The organism is Streptomyces sp. NPDC002138 (genome assembly GCF_040296485.1).
Lineage (GTDB): Bacteria > Actinomycetota > Actinomycetes > Streptomycetales > Streptomycetaceae > Streptomyces.
The window spans coordinates 12,935-26,624 of sequence record NZ_JBEOXE010000063.1 but is presented as its reverse complement, the minus strand read 5'-3'; the positions used below and the strand labels follow the sequence as shown (position 1 = coordinate 26,624).

The window sequence follows — 13,690 nt, the reverse complement described above, 5'->3', positions numbered from 1 at the left end:
GCCCCTACTTGAAGGGGATGGGCTCGTAGCACTTGAACGGCACGGAGACCTCGTACGCCCCGTTCTTGAGCTGTACGAGCGCCCCGCAGCCGAAGCTGTTCTTCTGCCCCTGCGGCTCCGCCCGGTCGCCGACCAGGGTCCCCGTGTCGGAGAAGCTCTGCGCGGCCGCCTGGAAGGACTCCGCGGTCAGCTCCCGGCCCGCCTTCTTCGCGATCGAGACGAAGAGGTCCGCCGACATGTAGCCGGTCAACATGTGCATGTTCAGGGGGACTTCCCGGCCGCCCGAGGCGGCCTTGATGTCGGCCTTGAACTGCGCCATCCGCGCGTCCGGCGACTCGAAGGGGGCGAACTGGAGCAGGACGTACACCCCGTCGAGGGCCTGCCTGGTCGCGTCCTTGGCCAGCAGTCCCGGGTCGTAGTCGGTCGGGTCGGACAGCAGCCCCTGGTAACCGGCGCGCTTGAGGGCCGTGAACAGCCCGATGTTGTTCGGGGTCTGCATCACGGAGACGACGGCGTCGGGCGCCTTGCCGCCGTTCGCGGAGAGGATCTCCTTCACGTACGCCGACCAGTCGCTCGGCACGGCCGTGCCCGGCACGCTGGCCTTGGCGTAGGAGACGGTGAACCCGGCGCTGGCGAAGCCCTGGGAGAAGGTCCGCACGCCGAACTTGCCCGCGTCGCTGTCGTTGGCGATGACGGCCACGGACTTGCCCTTCGCCCCGCCCAGGACCTGGCCGATGCCCTCGGGCCAGGTCTGGTTGAGGGTGCCGCCGGGGGTAGGGACCAGGCAGCCGTTGAACCCGTAGATGTACTTCGGCCCGCAGAAGGCGGGCGTGGTGCCCCAGCCGAAGGTGGGCACCTTCTGCTGCTCCAGGAAGTCGGCGCCGGAGAAGGTCACCGAGCTCATCGGGGAGACGGCGAACACCTTGTCCTGCTGGACCAGTTTGCGGGCGGCCGCCAGGTTCCTGGCGGGGTCCTGGCCGTCGTCCTGCGCGCCCGTGTAGTCGATCGTCCGGCCGTTCACCCCGCCCTCGGCGTTGGCCCGCAGATAGCGGGCCTTGGCGCCGAGGTCGGTGTCCTTCTTGCTGTAGCCGCTGGCGCTGGTCATCGAGACGATGCCGCCGACCTTGATGGAGCCGGCGCTCACCCCGCGGGCGGCCCCGGCGCCGGCGCCCGCGCTCGTACCGGACGGTGAGGAGGTGCCCTTGGCGGCGGAGTTGCAGGCGGACACGAGCGCGAGGGCCGCCGCGGCGGCGGCGAGGGTGCGGATCGGACGCAGCATGAATGGAGTCCCCTCCGGTCGGAATCCCCGCATTCTGTGCGTCACCTGACGAGTCGTCAATATCAATGACCGGGTAAGGTGACGAGCCGTCAGGTAGGGGCGCTGTCGGCCGTCACCGCTGGTAGAGGGCCGCCACCTCCCGCGCGTACGCCGTCTCGATCGCCCGCCGCTTGAGCTTGAGCGAGGGCGTCAACAGCCCCCGGTCCTCGGTGAACTGGTCGGGCAGCACCTGGAACGTACGGATCGACTCGGCTTGCGAGACCCGGGTGTTGGCGGTCACCACCGCCCGCCGCACCTCCGCCGTGAGGTCCTCGTCCCGCAGCAGCTCCACCGCGGGCAGCTGCGGGCGGCCGCGCATCGACAGCCAGTGCGCGACCCCTTCCATGTCCAGCGTCAGCAACGCCGCGATGTACGGACGGTCGTTGCCCACCAGCACGCACTGCGAGACCAGCGGATGGGCCCGCACCCGCTCCTCCAGCAGGGTCGGCGACACCGACTTCCCGTTGGAGGTCACCAGGATCTCCTTCTTCCGTCCGGTGATCGTGAGGTACCCGTCGGTGTCCAGCCGCCCCAGGTCCCCGGTCGCCAGCCAGCCGCCCCGCAGCACCGCCTCGCTCGCCGGCGGATCGTTGAGGTACCCCGAGAAGACGTGCGCCCCGCTCAGCCACACCTCGCCGTCGTCCGCGATGTGCACCGAGGTGCCCGGAATCGGGAGGCCCACCGTCCCGTACTTCGTCGCGCCCGGCGGGTTCGCGGTCGCCGCCGCGCAGGACTCGGTGAGCCCGTACCCCTCGAACACGGTGACCCCCGCGCCGTCGAAGAACAGCCCGAGCCGCCGCGACATCGCCGAGCCGCCCGACATCGCGTACCGGATCCGGCCCCCCAGCGCCTCGCGGACCTTCCCGTACACCAGCTTCTCGAAGAACTGGTGCTCCATCCGCAGCGCCGCCGAGGGACCGGGACCGGTGCCGAACGCCTTCTGCTCGCGGGCCTCGGCGTAGCGCACGGCCGTCTCCACCGCCCGGTCGAAGGGGCCCGTGCGTCCCTCCGCCTCCGCCTTGCGCCGGGCCCCCGCGAACACCTTCTCGAAGACGTGCGGCACCCCCAGCACGAACGTCGGCCGGAACGCGGCCAGATCGGGCATCAGCTCGGACGCCGCCAGCACCGGCTGGTGCCCGAGCTTGACCCGGGCCCGGATCGCCGCCACCTCGACCATCCGCCCGAAGACGTGGGCCAGCGGCAGGAAGAGGAGGGTGGAGGCCTGCTCACCGCTCCCCGCCCGGAACACCGCCTCCCAGCGGGTCACCAGGGTGTCCGCCTCGTACATGAAATTGGCGTGGGTCAGCACACAGCCCTTGGGGCGGCCCGTGGTGCCCGAGGTGTAGATGACCGTGGCCACCGCGTCGGGGGTCACCGCGCTCCGGTGACGGTGCACGACGTCCTCCGACATGCCGCCCCCGTCGGAGACGAGCTGCTCCAGGGCGCCCGCGTCCAGCTGCCACAGCCGCTCCAGCCGCGGCAGCCCCTCGATCACCGAACCCACGGTCATCGCCTGGTCCTCGTCCTCCACCACCACGGCGACACAGCCGGAGTCGAAGAGGATCCAGTACACCTGATCGGCGGCGGCCGAGGGGTAGACGGGTACGGGCTGCGCGCCGATCGCCCACAGCGCGAAGTCGAACAGGGTCCACTCGTACCGGGTGCGCGACATGATCCCCACGCGGTCCCCGAACCGGATCCCCTGCGCCAGCAGGCCCTTCGCCAGCGCCAGCACCTCCGCGCACAGCTGCCCCGAGGTCACGTCCCGCCAGACGCCGCCGGTCTTGCGGCCGAGCACCACCCGGTCCGGGTCCTCGCGGGCGTACTGGAAGACGGCGTCGGCCAGGCCCCCGACGGGCGCGTCCGTCACGACGGGTGGGACGGTCATCTCGCGCACAGCCGGCTCCTCTCGGCACGACTCCGCTCCGTACAGCGCCGGTGACGGTACCCCACCAGGGGGGCCCGGCGGGAGGGGATCGGAAGATCGGTTCCGCCGCCATCATCACTGGTCAGAGTGGAGTACCGGGGTGCGCGGAGCCCCTGGACACAGACCTGCGGCGAATCTCCACGAGACCTGCCCGGGGCCCGCACGCCCGGAGCGCGCTCCGGACGGGGCGGGTGGGTCAGCGCGGGCGGGTGAGGCGGGCCGGGCCGGTGAGGACGGCGGTCGCCAGGGCGTCCGCGGCGGGGGTCGGGCGGCGCCCCTGGAGCAGCGCGAACTCCACCGGGCCCAGCTCCGGCAGCCCCGCCCGGTCCGGGACCCTGACCAGTCCGGGCGGGATCAGGCCCCGGGTGTGGGCCATCACCCCGAGCCCCGCCCGGGCCGCCGCGATCAGCCCGCTCAGGCTGCCGCTCGTACACGCGATCCGCCAGGCGCGCCCGTCCCGCTCCAGGACCTCCAGCGCCCGGGCCCGGGTGATCCCCGGCGGGGGGTAGACGATCAGCGGAACCGGCCGGTCGGGGTCCACCCGCAGCCCCGGCGCCCCGATCCACACCATCCGGTCCCGCCAGACGAGCCGGCCCCGCTCGTCCCCGGGGCCGCGGCGCTTGGCCAGCACCAGATCGAGGCGCCCCGCGTCCAGCCGCTCGTGCAGGGTGCCGGACAGCTCCACCGACAGCTCCAGGTCCACCTCGGGGTGCTCGTGCCGGAACCCCTCCAGGATCTCCGGCAGCCGGGTCAGCACGAAGTCCTCCGAGGCCCCGAAGCGGAGCCGCCCGCGCAGCCGGGTCCCGCGGAAGAAAGCCGCCGCCCGCTCGTGGGCCTCCAGGATCGTCCGGGCGAAGCCGAGCAGCGCCTCGCCGTCCTCGGTCAGCTCCACGCGGTGCGTGTCCCGCAGGAACAGCGGCCGCCCGGTGGCCTCCTCCAGGCGCCGCACGTGCTGGCTCACGGTGGACTGCCGCACCCCGAGCCGCCCCGCGGCCTGCGTGAAGCTGAGCGTCTGGGCGACCGTGAGGAACGTACGCAGCAGCGCCGGGTCGTACATGACCGTCATGACGGGCACGCTATCGCGAACGGTGATGACAGTCAGAGCGGTGTGCGTGTTTCCCGATCACTGCCACGCCCCTGACGATGAGAGGGGCCCGCAGGGCGCCCGCAGGGCACCCGCACGGCACCCAGGGGGCACCCGCACGGCACCCACACGGGACCCCGCACCCCCCTGCTCCCCGCCGCACCCGTGCCACGCACGCACCCGCACCCCACCATCCGCCCCGACAGCAAGCGAGTCCGCCATGCGCCGCCGCCCGCAGATGCCCGCGCTCCCCGCCTGGCTGCCGCTCGATCTGTACGTCCTGGCCCTGTTCGCCACCGTCGGCCTCGCGGCCCTGCTCCCCGCCCGCGGCGCGGCCGCGCCCGTCGCCGAAGGTGCCTCCACCGCCGCCGTCGCCCTCCTCTTCTTCCTCTACGGCGCCCGCCTCTCCACCCGCGAGACCCTCGACGGCCTGCGCCACTGGCGGCTCCACCTCACCGTCCTGGTGTGCACCTTCGTCCTCTTCCCCCTCCTCGGCCTGGCCGCGCGGGCCCTCGTCCCCACCCTCCTGACGCCGCCGCTCTACAGCGGCCTGCTCTTCCTCTGCCTGGTCCCCTCCACCATCCAGTCCTCGATCGCCTTCACCTCGATCGCCCGCGGCAACGTGCCCGCCGCCATCTGCGCCGGATCCTTCTCGAGCCTCGCCGGAATCTTCCTGACCCCGCTGCTCGCCGCCGGGCTGCTCGGCCACGACGCGGGCGGGTTCTCCCTCGACTCCTTGCTCAAGATCGTCTTGCAGCTGCTGCTGCCGTTCGTCCTCGGCCGGGTGCTGCGCCGCCGGGTCGGCGGCTTCCTCACCCGCCACCGCGCGGTCCTCGGCCGCGTCGACCGCGGCTCGATCCTGCTCGTCGTCTACGCCGCCTTCAGCGCGGGCATGGCCGCCGGGATCTGGCACCAGGTCAGCCTCGCGCGCCTGGGCGCCTTGATGGCGGTCGAGGCGGTGCTGCTCGCCGTGATGCTTCTGGTCACCTGGTACGGCGCCGGCCGCCTCGGATTCGGGCGGGCGGACCGGATCGCCATCCAGTTCGCCGGGTCGAAGAAGAGCCTCGCGGCCGGACTGCCCATGGCCGGCGTGCTGTTCGGGGCGCAGGCGAGCCTCGCCGTGCTCCCGCTCATGCTGTTCCACCAGATGCAGTTGCTGGTCTGCGCGGTGCTCGCCCGCCGCCGGGCCGGGGACCCCGGTCCCGAACTCCCCTCCGCGCGTGTGGCGGAGGTCTCGCGAGCGGCCCAACACCCCGCGGCCGGGGCCCGGTAACGTGCGTCGGTGACCTGGATACGCTCCCACTCCGCCCACGCCGAACGCCCCTGCACCCTGGTGGTGTGCCGGGGCTGCTGCTGCGGCGACCCGCGCAAGAACCCCGGGACCGACCACGCGGGTCAGCTGGCCCGGCTGCGCGAGGCCGCCGAGGAGTCCGGGGGCCGGCTGGCCGTCCGTACGGTCGACTGCCTCGGCCCCTGCGCCCAGGCCAACGTGATCGTCGTCCAGCCCGCGACCGAGGCCCGCCGCAAGGGCGCCCGCGCTTCCTGGTTCGGCTGGGTCATGGACGACACCGCGACCGACGACATCGTGGACTGGGCCCTGGCGGGCGGTCCCGGCGTGGCCGTGCCCCCGGACGCCCTCGACCTGCACCGGATCGAGCCCCCGGCCCCGAAGAAGACCGCCCGCGGCCGCGGGCGCTAGCCCTGGTCCGCGGGCAGGGTGATCCGCTCCTCGCCCGCGTAGACGTTCATGTTCGGGCCGCGCAGGAAACCGACCAGGGTCAGCCCCGACTCGACCGCGAGGTCCACGGCCAGCGAGGACGGCGCCGACACAGCGGCCAGCACCGGGATCCCGGCCATGACCGCCTTCTGCGCCAGCTCGAAGGAGGCCCGCCCCGACACCAGCAGCACCGCCCCGGCCAGCGGCAGCCGTCCCTCGCGCAGCGCCCGGCCGATGATCTTGTCCACCGCGTTGTGACGGCCCACGTCCTCCCGTACGTCGACCAGCTCGCCCGCCGCCGTGAACAGCCCGGCCGCGTGCAGTCCGCCGGTACGGTCGAACACCTTCTGCGCGGCGCGCAGCCGCTCCGGCAGCTCCGCGAGCAGCCCGGCCGGTATGCGGACCGGGTCGGCGCCGATGCCCGGGAAGCGGCTCGCCGTCCGTACGGCGTCCAGGCTGGCCTTCCCGCACAGGCCGCAGGAGGAGGTCGTGTAGACGTTCCGCTCCAGGGTGATGTCCGGAACCGGAACGCCGGGAGCCAGCTGCACGTTGACGATGTTGTACGTGTTGCCGCCGTCCTCCGTCTGCCCGTCGCAGTAGGTGACCGCGCGGATGTCCGAGGCGTGCGCGAGGACGCCCTCGCTCACCAGGAAGCCCGCCGCCAGCGCGAAGTCGTCGCCCGGGGTGCGCATGGTGATGGCCAGCGGCTTCCCGTTCAGCCGGATCTCCAGCGGCTCCTCGGCGACCAGCGTGTCCGGGCGCGTCCCGACCACACCGCCCCGGATCCGGACGACGCGGCGGCGCTCGGTGACCCGTCCCATGGTGATCAGCCCACCCGTTCTCTCGTTGTCGTGCCGCTCGGCCGGCCCGCACGGGCCCGTCAGGCCCATTCTCCCGTATCGCTCCATACAGGTGCTCCGCAGGAAGATCCTCCGGAATCTCCAAATTCCACCGCAGGAATCCTGTCGGGTCACGCGCCCTCGTACCGGTCAGTAGCAGGCCAAGCTGGGTGATCCTGACTGCCTTACGAGGGGGATCCTGCCCATGACCGGTTCACGCGTGGTGGCTCTGGGGCACTACCAGCCCGCGAAAGTGATCACCAACGAGGACCTCTCGGCCATGGTCGACACGAACGACGAGTGGATCCGCTCCAGGGTGGGCATCAAGACCCGCCGCATGGCCGGTCCCGACGAGCCCGTGGACGAGCTGGCCTTCCAGGCCGCGGGCAAGGCACTGGCGAGCGCGGGACTGACCCCCGACGACATCGACCTCGTACTCGTCGCCACCTCGACCGCGATCGACCGTTCGCCCAACATGGCGGCCCGCGTGGCCGCCAAGCTCGGCATGGGAGGCCACCCGGCCCTCATGGACATCAACGTCGTCTGCTCGGGCTTCACCCACGCCCTGGCCACCGCCGACCACGCCATCCGCGCGGGCTCCGCCACCCGCGCGCTGGTCATCGGCGCGGACAAGATGACCGAGATCACCGACTGGACCGACCGCACCACCTGCGTGCTGACCGGTGACGGCGCGGGCGCCGCGGTCGTCGAGGCCTGCGAGGAGTCCGGCATCGGGCCGGTCCTGTGGGGCTCGGTCCCGGAGATGGGCCACGCCGTCCGCATCGAGGGCAGCCCGCCGGTCTTCGCCCAGGAAGGCCAGTCCGTCTACCGCTGGGCCACCACCCAGCTGCCGCCGCTCGCCCGCAAGGCGTGCGAGCGCGCCGGAATCACCCCGGAGGACCTCGCCGGAGTCGTCCTGCACCAGGCGAACCTGCGCATCATCGAGCCGCTCGCCGCCAAGATCGGCGCCGTCAACGCGGTCGTGGCCCGCGATGTCGTCGACTCCGGCAACACCTCGGCCGGCAGCATCCCGATGGCCCTGTCCAAGCTGGTCGAGCGCGGCGAGATCCCCTCGGGCGCCCCCGTCCTCCTCTTCGGCTTCGGCGGCAACCTCTCCTACGCGGGCCAGGTCATCCGCTGCCCGTGACCCGGGCCGCCCCCCCCGCCGCGGTCCGCACGGGCCGTACACGCGCGGCAACGCGCTGTACGCCCGGCGGGCGGGCCCGGACCGCCCGCCCGCTGACACGCTCCGGCAGGCTGCTGACCACCGTTTATGCGGGTGAGGAGCACTCCGAACCTTTGCTATTGTTGTCCTTGTCGCCGCGGGAAACCGGGGCCGACCACCTGGTCCGGGTGGCGGAATGGCAGACGCGCTAGCTTGAGGTGCTAGTGCCCTTTATCGGGCGTGGGGGTTCAAGTCCCCCCTCGGACACCAGCAGGAACCCCACTTCGGTGGGGTTCTTTTGCGTTTCCGGGCTGATAGAGCGAAGGGCGCTCGGCCACCTGGTCAGGGCTGAGGCCATCCGTCGCTCCCGCAGAGGAAGGCCCGGGTCGCCTGCACCAGAATCCACTGTGCGAGTTCGGTGTCCTTGGCCGCGGGCCTGCCACAGGAACGGGCCATCTGCCACAGCCGTGGCCACTCGACGCCAGGGCCAGGGGGCCGATCACGGCCACCTCCCCGATGCGCCGTTCGCCTTTGGAACCCTTGGCTGGGGCGGTCCGGGCGCCTCAGCCACGCCCGGACCGCTTCCGTTCAGTGAGAGTGGATCAGCAGCCGTCGCCGTCACCGCAGCGTGCGGGCGGGTTGCAGTCCTTCGCCGCGCGCAGCTCGGGGCTGAGGAGCTGGTGTCCGCCGGGGGTGTGCTCGCGTCATCGGGATTTCATCGCTCCTCCTTAGCGTGGCCGACGTCCAGACATGGGGCTGGACCACACGGGAAGGACGGCTCGATGGCGCGGAGGAGATTCAGGGCGAGGCTGCCGATGGCGGCTCTGACCGCGGTGGCGGTGCTGAGTACGCTGGCGGCCAGCGGGCCGCGGGTCCCCGAAGCCGCCGGGCTGGGGCCGGACAAGCCGACGATCCGGTACACCGAGTACGGGATCCCGCACATCATCGCCTCGGACTGGGCGGGGCTGGGCACGGGCTACGGGTACGCGGTGGCCAAGGACAACATCTGCACCCTGGCCGACACCTATCTCATGGTCAACGCCCAGCGCTCCCGCTACCTGGGGCCCGACGGCAAGGCGAGCCCCGGGGAGCGCCAGAACACCACCACCAACCTCAACAGCGACCTGTACTTCCAGCGGATGAACGACGACCGGGTCGTGGAACGGCTGATCGACCAGCCCGCGCCCAACGGGCCGGAGCCCGAGGTCAAGGAAGCCATTCGCGGCTACGTCCAGGGGTACAACCGGTACCTCGCCGAGACGGGCGTGAACAACATCTCCGACCCGGCCTGCCGGGGCGCGGCCTGGGTGCGGCCGATCACGGAGCTGGACGTGTACCGGCACGCGCACGCCGAGATCATCATGGGCACCGCCGACGTGCTGCTGGACGGCGAGGTGAACGCCGCGCCCCCGGGGGCGTCGGCCGCCCCGTCGGCGAAGGCCCCGTCGGCGAAGGCGCCCTCGCCCTCGCCGTCGCCCTCGCCCGAGGAGACCGCGACGAAGATCCGTGACGCGCTGGCCGTCAGCCGTCAACAGAGCATGGGCAGCAACGCCCTCGCCGTCGGTTCACAGGGCGTGTCCGGGGGCACCGGCATGCTGCTGGCCAACCCGCACTTCCCGTGGCAGGGCAAGAACCGCATGTGGCAGAGCCAGCTGACGATCCCCGGGAAGGCCAACGTCTCCGGCGCCAGCCTGCTCGGTTTCCCCGCGGTGAACATCGGGCACAACGACGACGTCGCCTGGACCCACACCGTCGCCACGGTCGCCCCGTTCGGGCTGTTCGACGTACAGGTGGACCCGCTCAACCCGACCAAGTACCTGGTCGACGGCACCTGGCAGCAGATGACCTCGCAGCAGGTCGGCGTCGACGTACGCAAGCCGGACGGCTCGCTCGGCCAGGTCACCAGGACGCTGTGGGCCACCCGGTACGGCCCGATCACCACGTCGGTCCTGGGCAACCCGCTGCCCTGGGTGGTCAGCGCGCACGCGGTGCGCGACGTCAACATGGACAACCTGCGGGCGCTGAACACCTGGTTCCACCTCGACCAGGCCAAGGACGTCAACGACGTCGTGAACACCCTGGAGACCACCGAAGGCGTCCCCTTCTTCAACACCATCGCCACCGACCGCAAGGGCAACGCCCTGTACGCGGACATCCAGGCCACCCCGAACATCACCGACGCGCACGCCCAGTCGTGCCTCACGATGACCGGCCAACTGCTGTTCAACCAGACGCTACGGCTGCCGAACGTACCGCCGGTCTCCATCTTCGACGGCAAGCGCAGCGCGTGCGACTGGCCCCATGACCCGAACGCCGTCGCGCCCGGACTGCTGGACCCGCACAAGCAGCCGCGCCTCATCCGCTCCGACTTCGTCGGCAACGCCAACGACAGCGCCTGGCTGGCGAATCCCGCGCAGCCGCTGTCCTTCCCCCGGGTGATGGGCGACACCGCGGCGCCCCGGTCGCTGCGCACGCAGGAGCTGATCCTGACCGCGCAGAACCGGATCAACGGCAACGACGGCCTGCCGGGGAGGGGCTTCACCCCGGAGAACATGCGGCAGTTGCTCTTCGCCGACAACAGCAGGGCGGCCGACCTGGCCCTCAACGCCACGGTCTCCGCGTGCCAGGGCGCCCCCTTCGGACTCGTCCTGGTGGACGGCAACCTGGTCAACGTGAGCGAGGCGTGCCCGATCCTGGCCGCCTGGAAGGACCACGACTTCACCGCGGACAGCAGGGGATCCTGGCTCTTCGAGAACTACTGGTTCCAACTGCTCGGCGGGCAGGCGATCGAGAAACTGCCGTGGCGGGTCCCCTTCGACGCCAAGGACCCGGTGCACACGCCCAATTCGCTGGACTCCGGCAGCTCCGCCGTCCGCGACGCGCTCGCCCGGGCGGTCCTCGCGCTGCGCAACGCCGGTGTGCCGCTGAACGCGCGGCTGGCCGACATCCAGAAGATCACCCGCAACGGCGAGCAGATCCCGATCCACGGCGCGGTCAGTGAGGTGGGCGTGCTGAACGTGGTCACTCCCGGCCTGGTCGACGGCAAGCTCGACATCACCTTCGGGTCGAGCTTCATCCAGCAGGTGCGGTTCACGGCCGAGGGCCCGCCGCAGACCTCCTCGGTACTGGCCTACTCGCAGTCGGCCAACCCGAACTCCCCCCACTACGCCGACCAGACCAAGCTCTTCTCGGCGGGCCAGTGGGTGACCGAACGGTTCACCGAGAACGACATCGCCGCCTCACCGGCACTGGAGATCAAGGTCCTGGACTGAGACCGGTCCGGTCCGGTCCGATCCGCTGAGAGGTTCACGAAGGAGCATGCTGTGACGAAGACATCGAGCCGGTGGCGCATGGTGGTGGCGGTGATGGCCGCCGTCGTGGGCCTGGCCGTGCCGGCGGGCCCGGCACTGGCGGCGGGTCCGGCGGTGGCCGCCGACGGCGCCGCGCCGCCCGTGCTGACGGACGGCTTCGGCCTGACGCAGGTCGACACCACCGTGGGCGGTGCCACCAACTTCTACATCACCGTGACCACACCCGAGGTCGCGGGCAAGCACCACATCAAGATCATCCTGCCGAGCGGTTACTACGACGACCCGGGCAGGCGCTACCCGGTGACGTACTTCCTGCACGGTTCGCCCGACGACCCGATCCAGCAGAACTATCCGGCGCTGACCACCTCGAACCAGATGATCACCGTTGTCCCGGACGGCGGCGCCCGGGGCTGGTACGCGAACTGGCTCAACCAGAAGACCGCGGCCGGTGCCCAGAACTGGGAGACCTTCCACCTCAAGCAGGTGATCCCGTTCATCGACGCCAACCTGCGCACCATCGCCACCAAGAAGGCCCGGGCCATCGCGGGCATCTCCATGGGCGGTTTCGGCGCCCTCCACTACGCCCAGGTCCGCCCCGACCTGTTCAGCCAGACGGCGTCCCTGTCGGGTGACATCGACCTGTCGGTCCGGTCCATGGACCTGCGGATGGCCGTCGTCGCCTCCCTCGTCGGCTACTCGCCCAGTGTGGACAGCGACGCCGCGTTCGGCTCGCCCTACCCGGTGTTCAACGCCGACTGGCGGTTCAACGAGGTGGACCCGGCGCAGCACGTGGACCGGCTCGCCGGAGTCGGGGTCTCGATCTACGTGGGCAACGGAGGCGGCTCGCCCGCCGATCCCGAGTTCTGGGTCGAGGGCGCGGCCAAGCACGTCAAGGACAGCCTGGACGCCCGTGGCCTGCCCTACTACTACGTCGGCTACGGCGACGGTTCCGCCTGGGGCAGCCAGTGCAACGGCGGCCACAACTCCGGCTGCTGGGAGCAGGACCTCCGGGACCTGATCCCCCGGCTGGAGACCGCCTTCGCCTCCTGACCGTGACCGTACGGAGGGCACCGGGCCACGCGCACACGGCGGCGGCCCGGTGCCCTCCGTCGCCGTCACCCCGTCGCCATTGCCCCGTCGTCGCCGTCACCCCGCCGCCGTCACCCCGTCACCCCGTCACCCCGTCACCCCGTCACCCCGTCGTCGTGAGGCCGAGTCCGGCCTCGTCCCCGCGCAGGATCATCTGGCAGGTCTGCCGCAGCATCCGGCTCGGCGCGACCCCGAGGTCGTCGGCCAGCCGGCGGCGGGCGCGGTCGAACACGGTCAGCGCGTCGGCCTGCCGGCCGCTGCGGTACAGCGCGCGCATCAGCATCGCGGCCACCGGCTCGTTCAGGGGGTGCGCCGCGGACAGGGCGAACAGCTCGGCGATCGCTTCCGCGTGCCGGCCGAGCCGCTGCTGCCACTCCAGCTTCCGCTGGGCGAGCGCGATCCTGCGCTCGGTGAGCCGCAGCCGCTCCAGCTCGGCGAGCGGCCCCGGCAGGCCGGCCAGGGGCTCACCGCGGAACAGGTCCAGCGCGCGGGAGCACAGCCGGACCGCCTCGGCGGGCTCGCCCGCCCGGTCGGCCGCCCGGATCTCGCCGACCAGCGCCTCCATGCGCGCCACGTCCACGTCGACCGCGTCCGGGACCAGCCGGTAGCCGCGCCGGTCGTGCTCGATGACCGGAGCCGTGCCGTCCGCGCCGCGCAGTGTCTTGCGCAGCCGGTAGACGTACACCGGCACCACGTTCGTGACCGGCGGCTCCGTCCCCCACACCCCTTCGAGCAGTTCGCGGCGGCTGATCGTGCGCCCCGCGCGCAGCGCGAGCGCGGCCAGTACGGCCTGTTGGCGCAGGTGCCCTGGATTCAGGGGACGCCCGTCATGCCAGGCCCGCAGCGGTCCGAGCACGGAGATCCGTACGTCCGCTACGGGCGGCGCGGCGGCGACGGTCCGCGGCGCCGGGGTGAGCGTGCGCGTACGGGGACCGCTGCCGGGGGCGACCAGGCCGCAGTCGAAGGCGTGGACGATGGCGGCGGCCCGGTCGCGCAGCCCGAGCTTCCCGAGGATCCGCGCGAGGTGTCCGGCCACGACGTCCTCGGGAATGGCGAGGGCGGCGGCGATCTCGTCGTCCCGCAGACCGCAGCCGACCGCGTGGAGGACCTCGCACTCCTGGCGCCCGAGCGCGGCGCCGCCCGCTCGGCCGTCGGCGGCAAGGGTTCGGCCGGTGGTGGCGGTCATCGGCATCGCTGCTCCCCGGGCTCCGGGCTGGTCGGTCTGGCGGATGCCGTCGAC

10 protein-coding genes and 1 tRNA gene are annotated in these 13,690 nt (G+C 72.0%); 6 read left to right on the top strand and 5 right to left on the bottom strand.

From position 1 onward, the window contains the following. Window positions 1-4: 4 nt before the first annotated feature. The 3 genes from ABT084_RS30345 to ABT084_RS30335 all read right to left on the bottom strand — a co-directional run bounded on the left by ABT084_RS30345 (window position 5) and on the right by ABT084_RS30335 (window position 4,302). A complete protein-coding gene (locus tag ABT084_RS30345) occupies window positions 5-1,279 on the bottom strand; it encodes an ABC transporter substrate-binding protein (protein ID WP_351050627.1) in 1,275 nt (424 codons plus the stop codon). A 112-nt stretch (window positions 1,280-1,391) separates the two neighbouring features. Beyond that, window positions 1,392-3,206 (bottom strand): AMP-dependent synthetase/ligase, encoded by a 1,815-nt coding sequence (locus ABT084_RS30340; protein WP_351050667.1) that lies wholly within the window; start codon window positions 3,204-3,206, stop codon window positions 1,392-1,394. A gap of 235 nt (window positions 3,207-3,441) precedes the next feature. Continuing rightward, window positions 3,442-4,302, bottom strand: coding sequence for a LysR family transcriptional regulator (locus tag ABT084_RS30335; protein WP_351050665.1), 861 nt, complete (start codon window positions 4,300-4,302; stop codon window positions 3,442-3,444). 247 nt (window positions 4,303-4,549) lie between these two features. Between ABT084_RS30335 and ABT084_RS30330 the strand changes: the two genes are divergently transcribed. Together ABT084_RS30330 and ABT084_RS30325 are read left to right on the top strand one after the other, a co-directional pair. After that, a complete protein-coding gene (locus tag ABT084_RS30330) occupies window positions 4,550-5,602 on the top strand; it encodes a bile acid:sodium symporter family protein (RefSeq protein ID WP_351050624.1) in 1,053 nt (350 codons plus the stop codon). A 9-nt stretch (window positions 5,603-5,611) separates the two neighbouring features. Beyond that, window positions 5,612-6,028, top strand: coding sequence for a (2Fe-2S) ferredoxin domain-containing protein (locus tag ABT084_RS30325; RefSeq protein ID WP_351050622.1), 417 nt, complete (start codon window positions 5,612-5,614; stop codon window positions 6,026-6,028). On the opposite strand, the gene fdhD is transcribed toward ABT084_RS30325, so the two are convergent. After that, window positions 6,025-6,867 carry a formate dehydrogenase accessory sulfurtransferase FdhD gene (gene fdhD / locus ABT084_RS30320; protein WP_351050619.1) on the bottom strand — a complete coding sequence of 281 codons (843 nt, stop codon included), beginning with the start codon at window positions 6,865-6,867 and terminating at the stop codon, window positions 6,025-6,027. The two genes, ABT084_RS30325 and fdhD, sit on opposite strands and share 4 nt — an antisense overlap. Window positions 6,868-7,090: 223 nt before the next feature. Between fdhD and ABT084_RS30315 the strand changes: the two genes are divergently transcribed. The 4 genes from ABT084_RS30315 to ABT084_RS30300 all read left to right on the top strand — a co-directional run bounded on the left by ABT084_RS30315 (window position 7,091) and on the right by ABT084_RS30300 (window position 12,411). Continuing rightward, the gene (locus ABT084_RS30315; RefSeq protein ID WP_351050616.1) at window positions 7,091-8,032 is read left to right on the top strand and encodes a beta-ketoacyl-ACP synthase III; all 942 of its coding nucleotides are present in this window, start codon (window positions 7,091-7,093) and stop codon (window positions 8,030-8,032) included. A 200-nt stretch (window positions 8,033-8,232) separates the two neighbouring features. After that, a tRNA-Leu gene (locus ABT084_RS30310) sits at window positions 8,233-8,320 on the top strand. A 545-nt stretch (window positions 8,321-8,865) separates the two neighbouring features. Beyond that, window positions 8,866-11,322 (top strand): penicillin acylase family protein, encoded by a 2,457-nt coding sequence (locus ABT084_RS30305; protein ID WP_502969230.1) that lies wholly within the window; start codon window positions 8,866-8,868, stop codon window positions 11,320-11,322. A gap of 51 nt (window positions 11,323-11,373) precedes the next feature. Further along, window positions 11,374-12,411, top strand: coding sequence for an alpha/beta hydrolase (locus tag ABT084_RS30300; protein WP_351050612.1), 1,038 nt, complete (start codon window positions 11,374-11,376; stop codon window positions 12,409-12,411). A 142-nt stretch (window positions 12,412-12,553) separates the two neighbouring features. Here ABT084_RS30300 and ABT084_RS30295 read toward each other — a convergent pair whose 3' ends face one another. Next, window positions 12,554-13,642, bottom strand: a complete 1,089-nt coding sequence (locus ABT084_RS30295) for an AfsR/SARP family transcriptional regulator (protein WP_502969229.1) — start codon at window positions 13,640-13,642, stop codon at window positions 12,554-12,556. Window positions 13,643-13,690 lie beyond the last annotated feature (48 nt).

Bases quoted from the DNA above. Each gene is read 5' to 3' on its own strand.
- ABT084_RS30340 (WP_351050667.1), bottom strand. From the start codon at position 3,206: ATGACCGTCCCACCCGTCGTGACGGACGCGCCCGTCGGGGGCCTGGCC.
- ABT084_RS30295 (WP_502969229.1), bottom strand. From the start codon at position 13,642: ATGCCGATGACCGCCACCACCGGCCGAACCCTTGCCGCCGACGGCCGA.
- ABT084_RS30345 (WP_351050627.1), bottom strand. From the start codon at position 1,279: ATGCTGCGTCCGATCCGCACCCTCGCCGCCGCCGCGGCGGCCCTCGCG.
- ABT084_RS30315 (WP_351050616.1), top strand. From the start codon at position 7,091: ATGACCGGTTCACGCGTGGTGGCTCTGGGGCACTACCAGCCCGCGAAA.
- ABT084_RS30305 (WP_502969230.1), top strand. From the start codon at position 8,866: ATGGCGGCTCTGACCGCGGTGGCGGTGCTGAGTACGCTGGCGGCCAGC.
- ABT084_RS30335 (WP_351050665.1), bottom strand. From the start codon at position 4,302: ATGTACGACCCGGCGCTGCTGCGTACGTTCCTCACGGTCGCCCAGACG.
- ABT084_RS30330 (WP_351050624.1), top strand. From the start codon at position 4,550: ATGCGCCGCCGCCCGCAGATGCCCGCGCTCCCCGCCTGGCTGCCGCTC.
- fdhD (WP_351050619.1), bottom strand. From the start codon at position 6,867: ATGGGACGGGTCACCGAGCGCCGCCGCGTCGTCCGGATCCGGGGCGGT.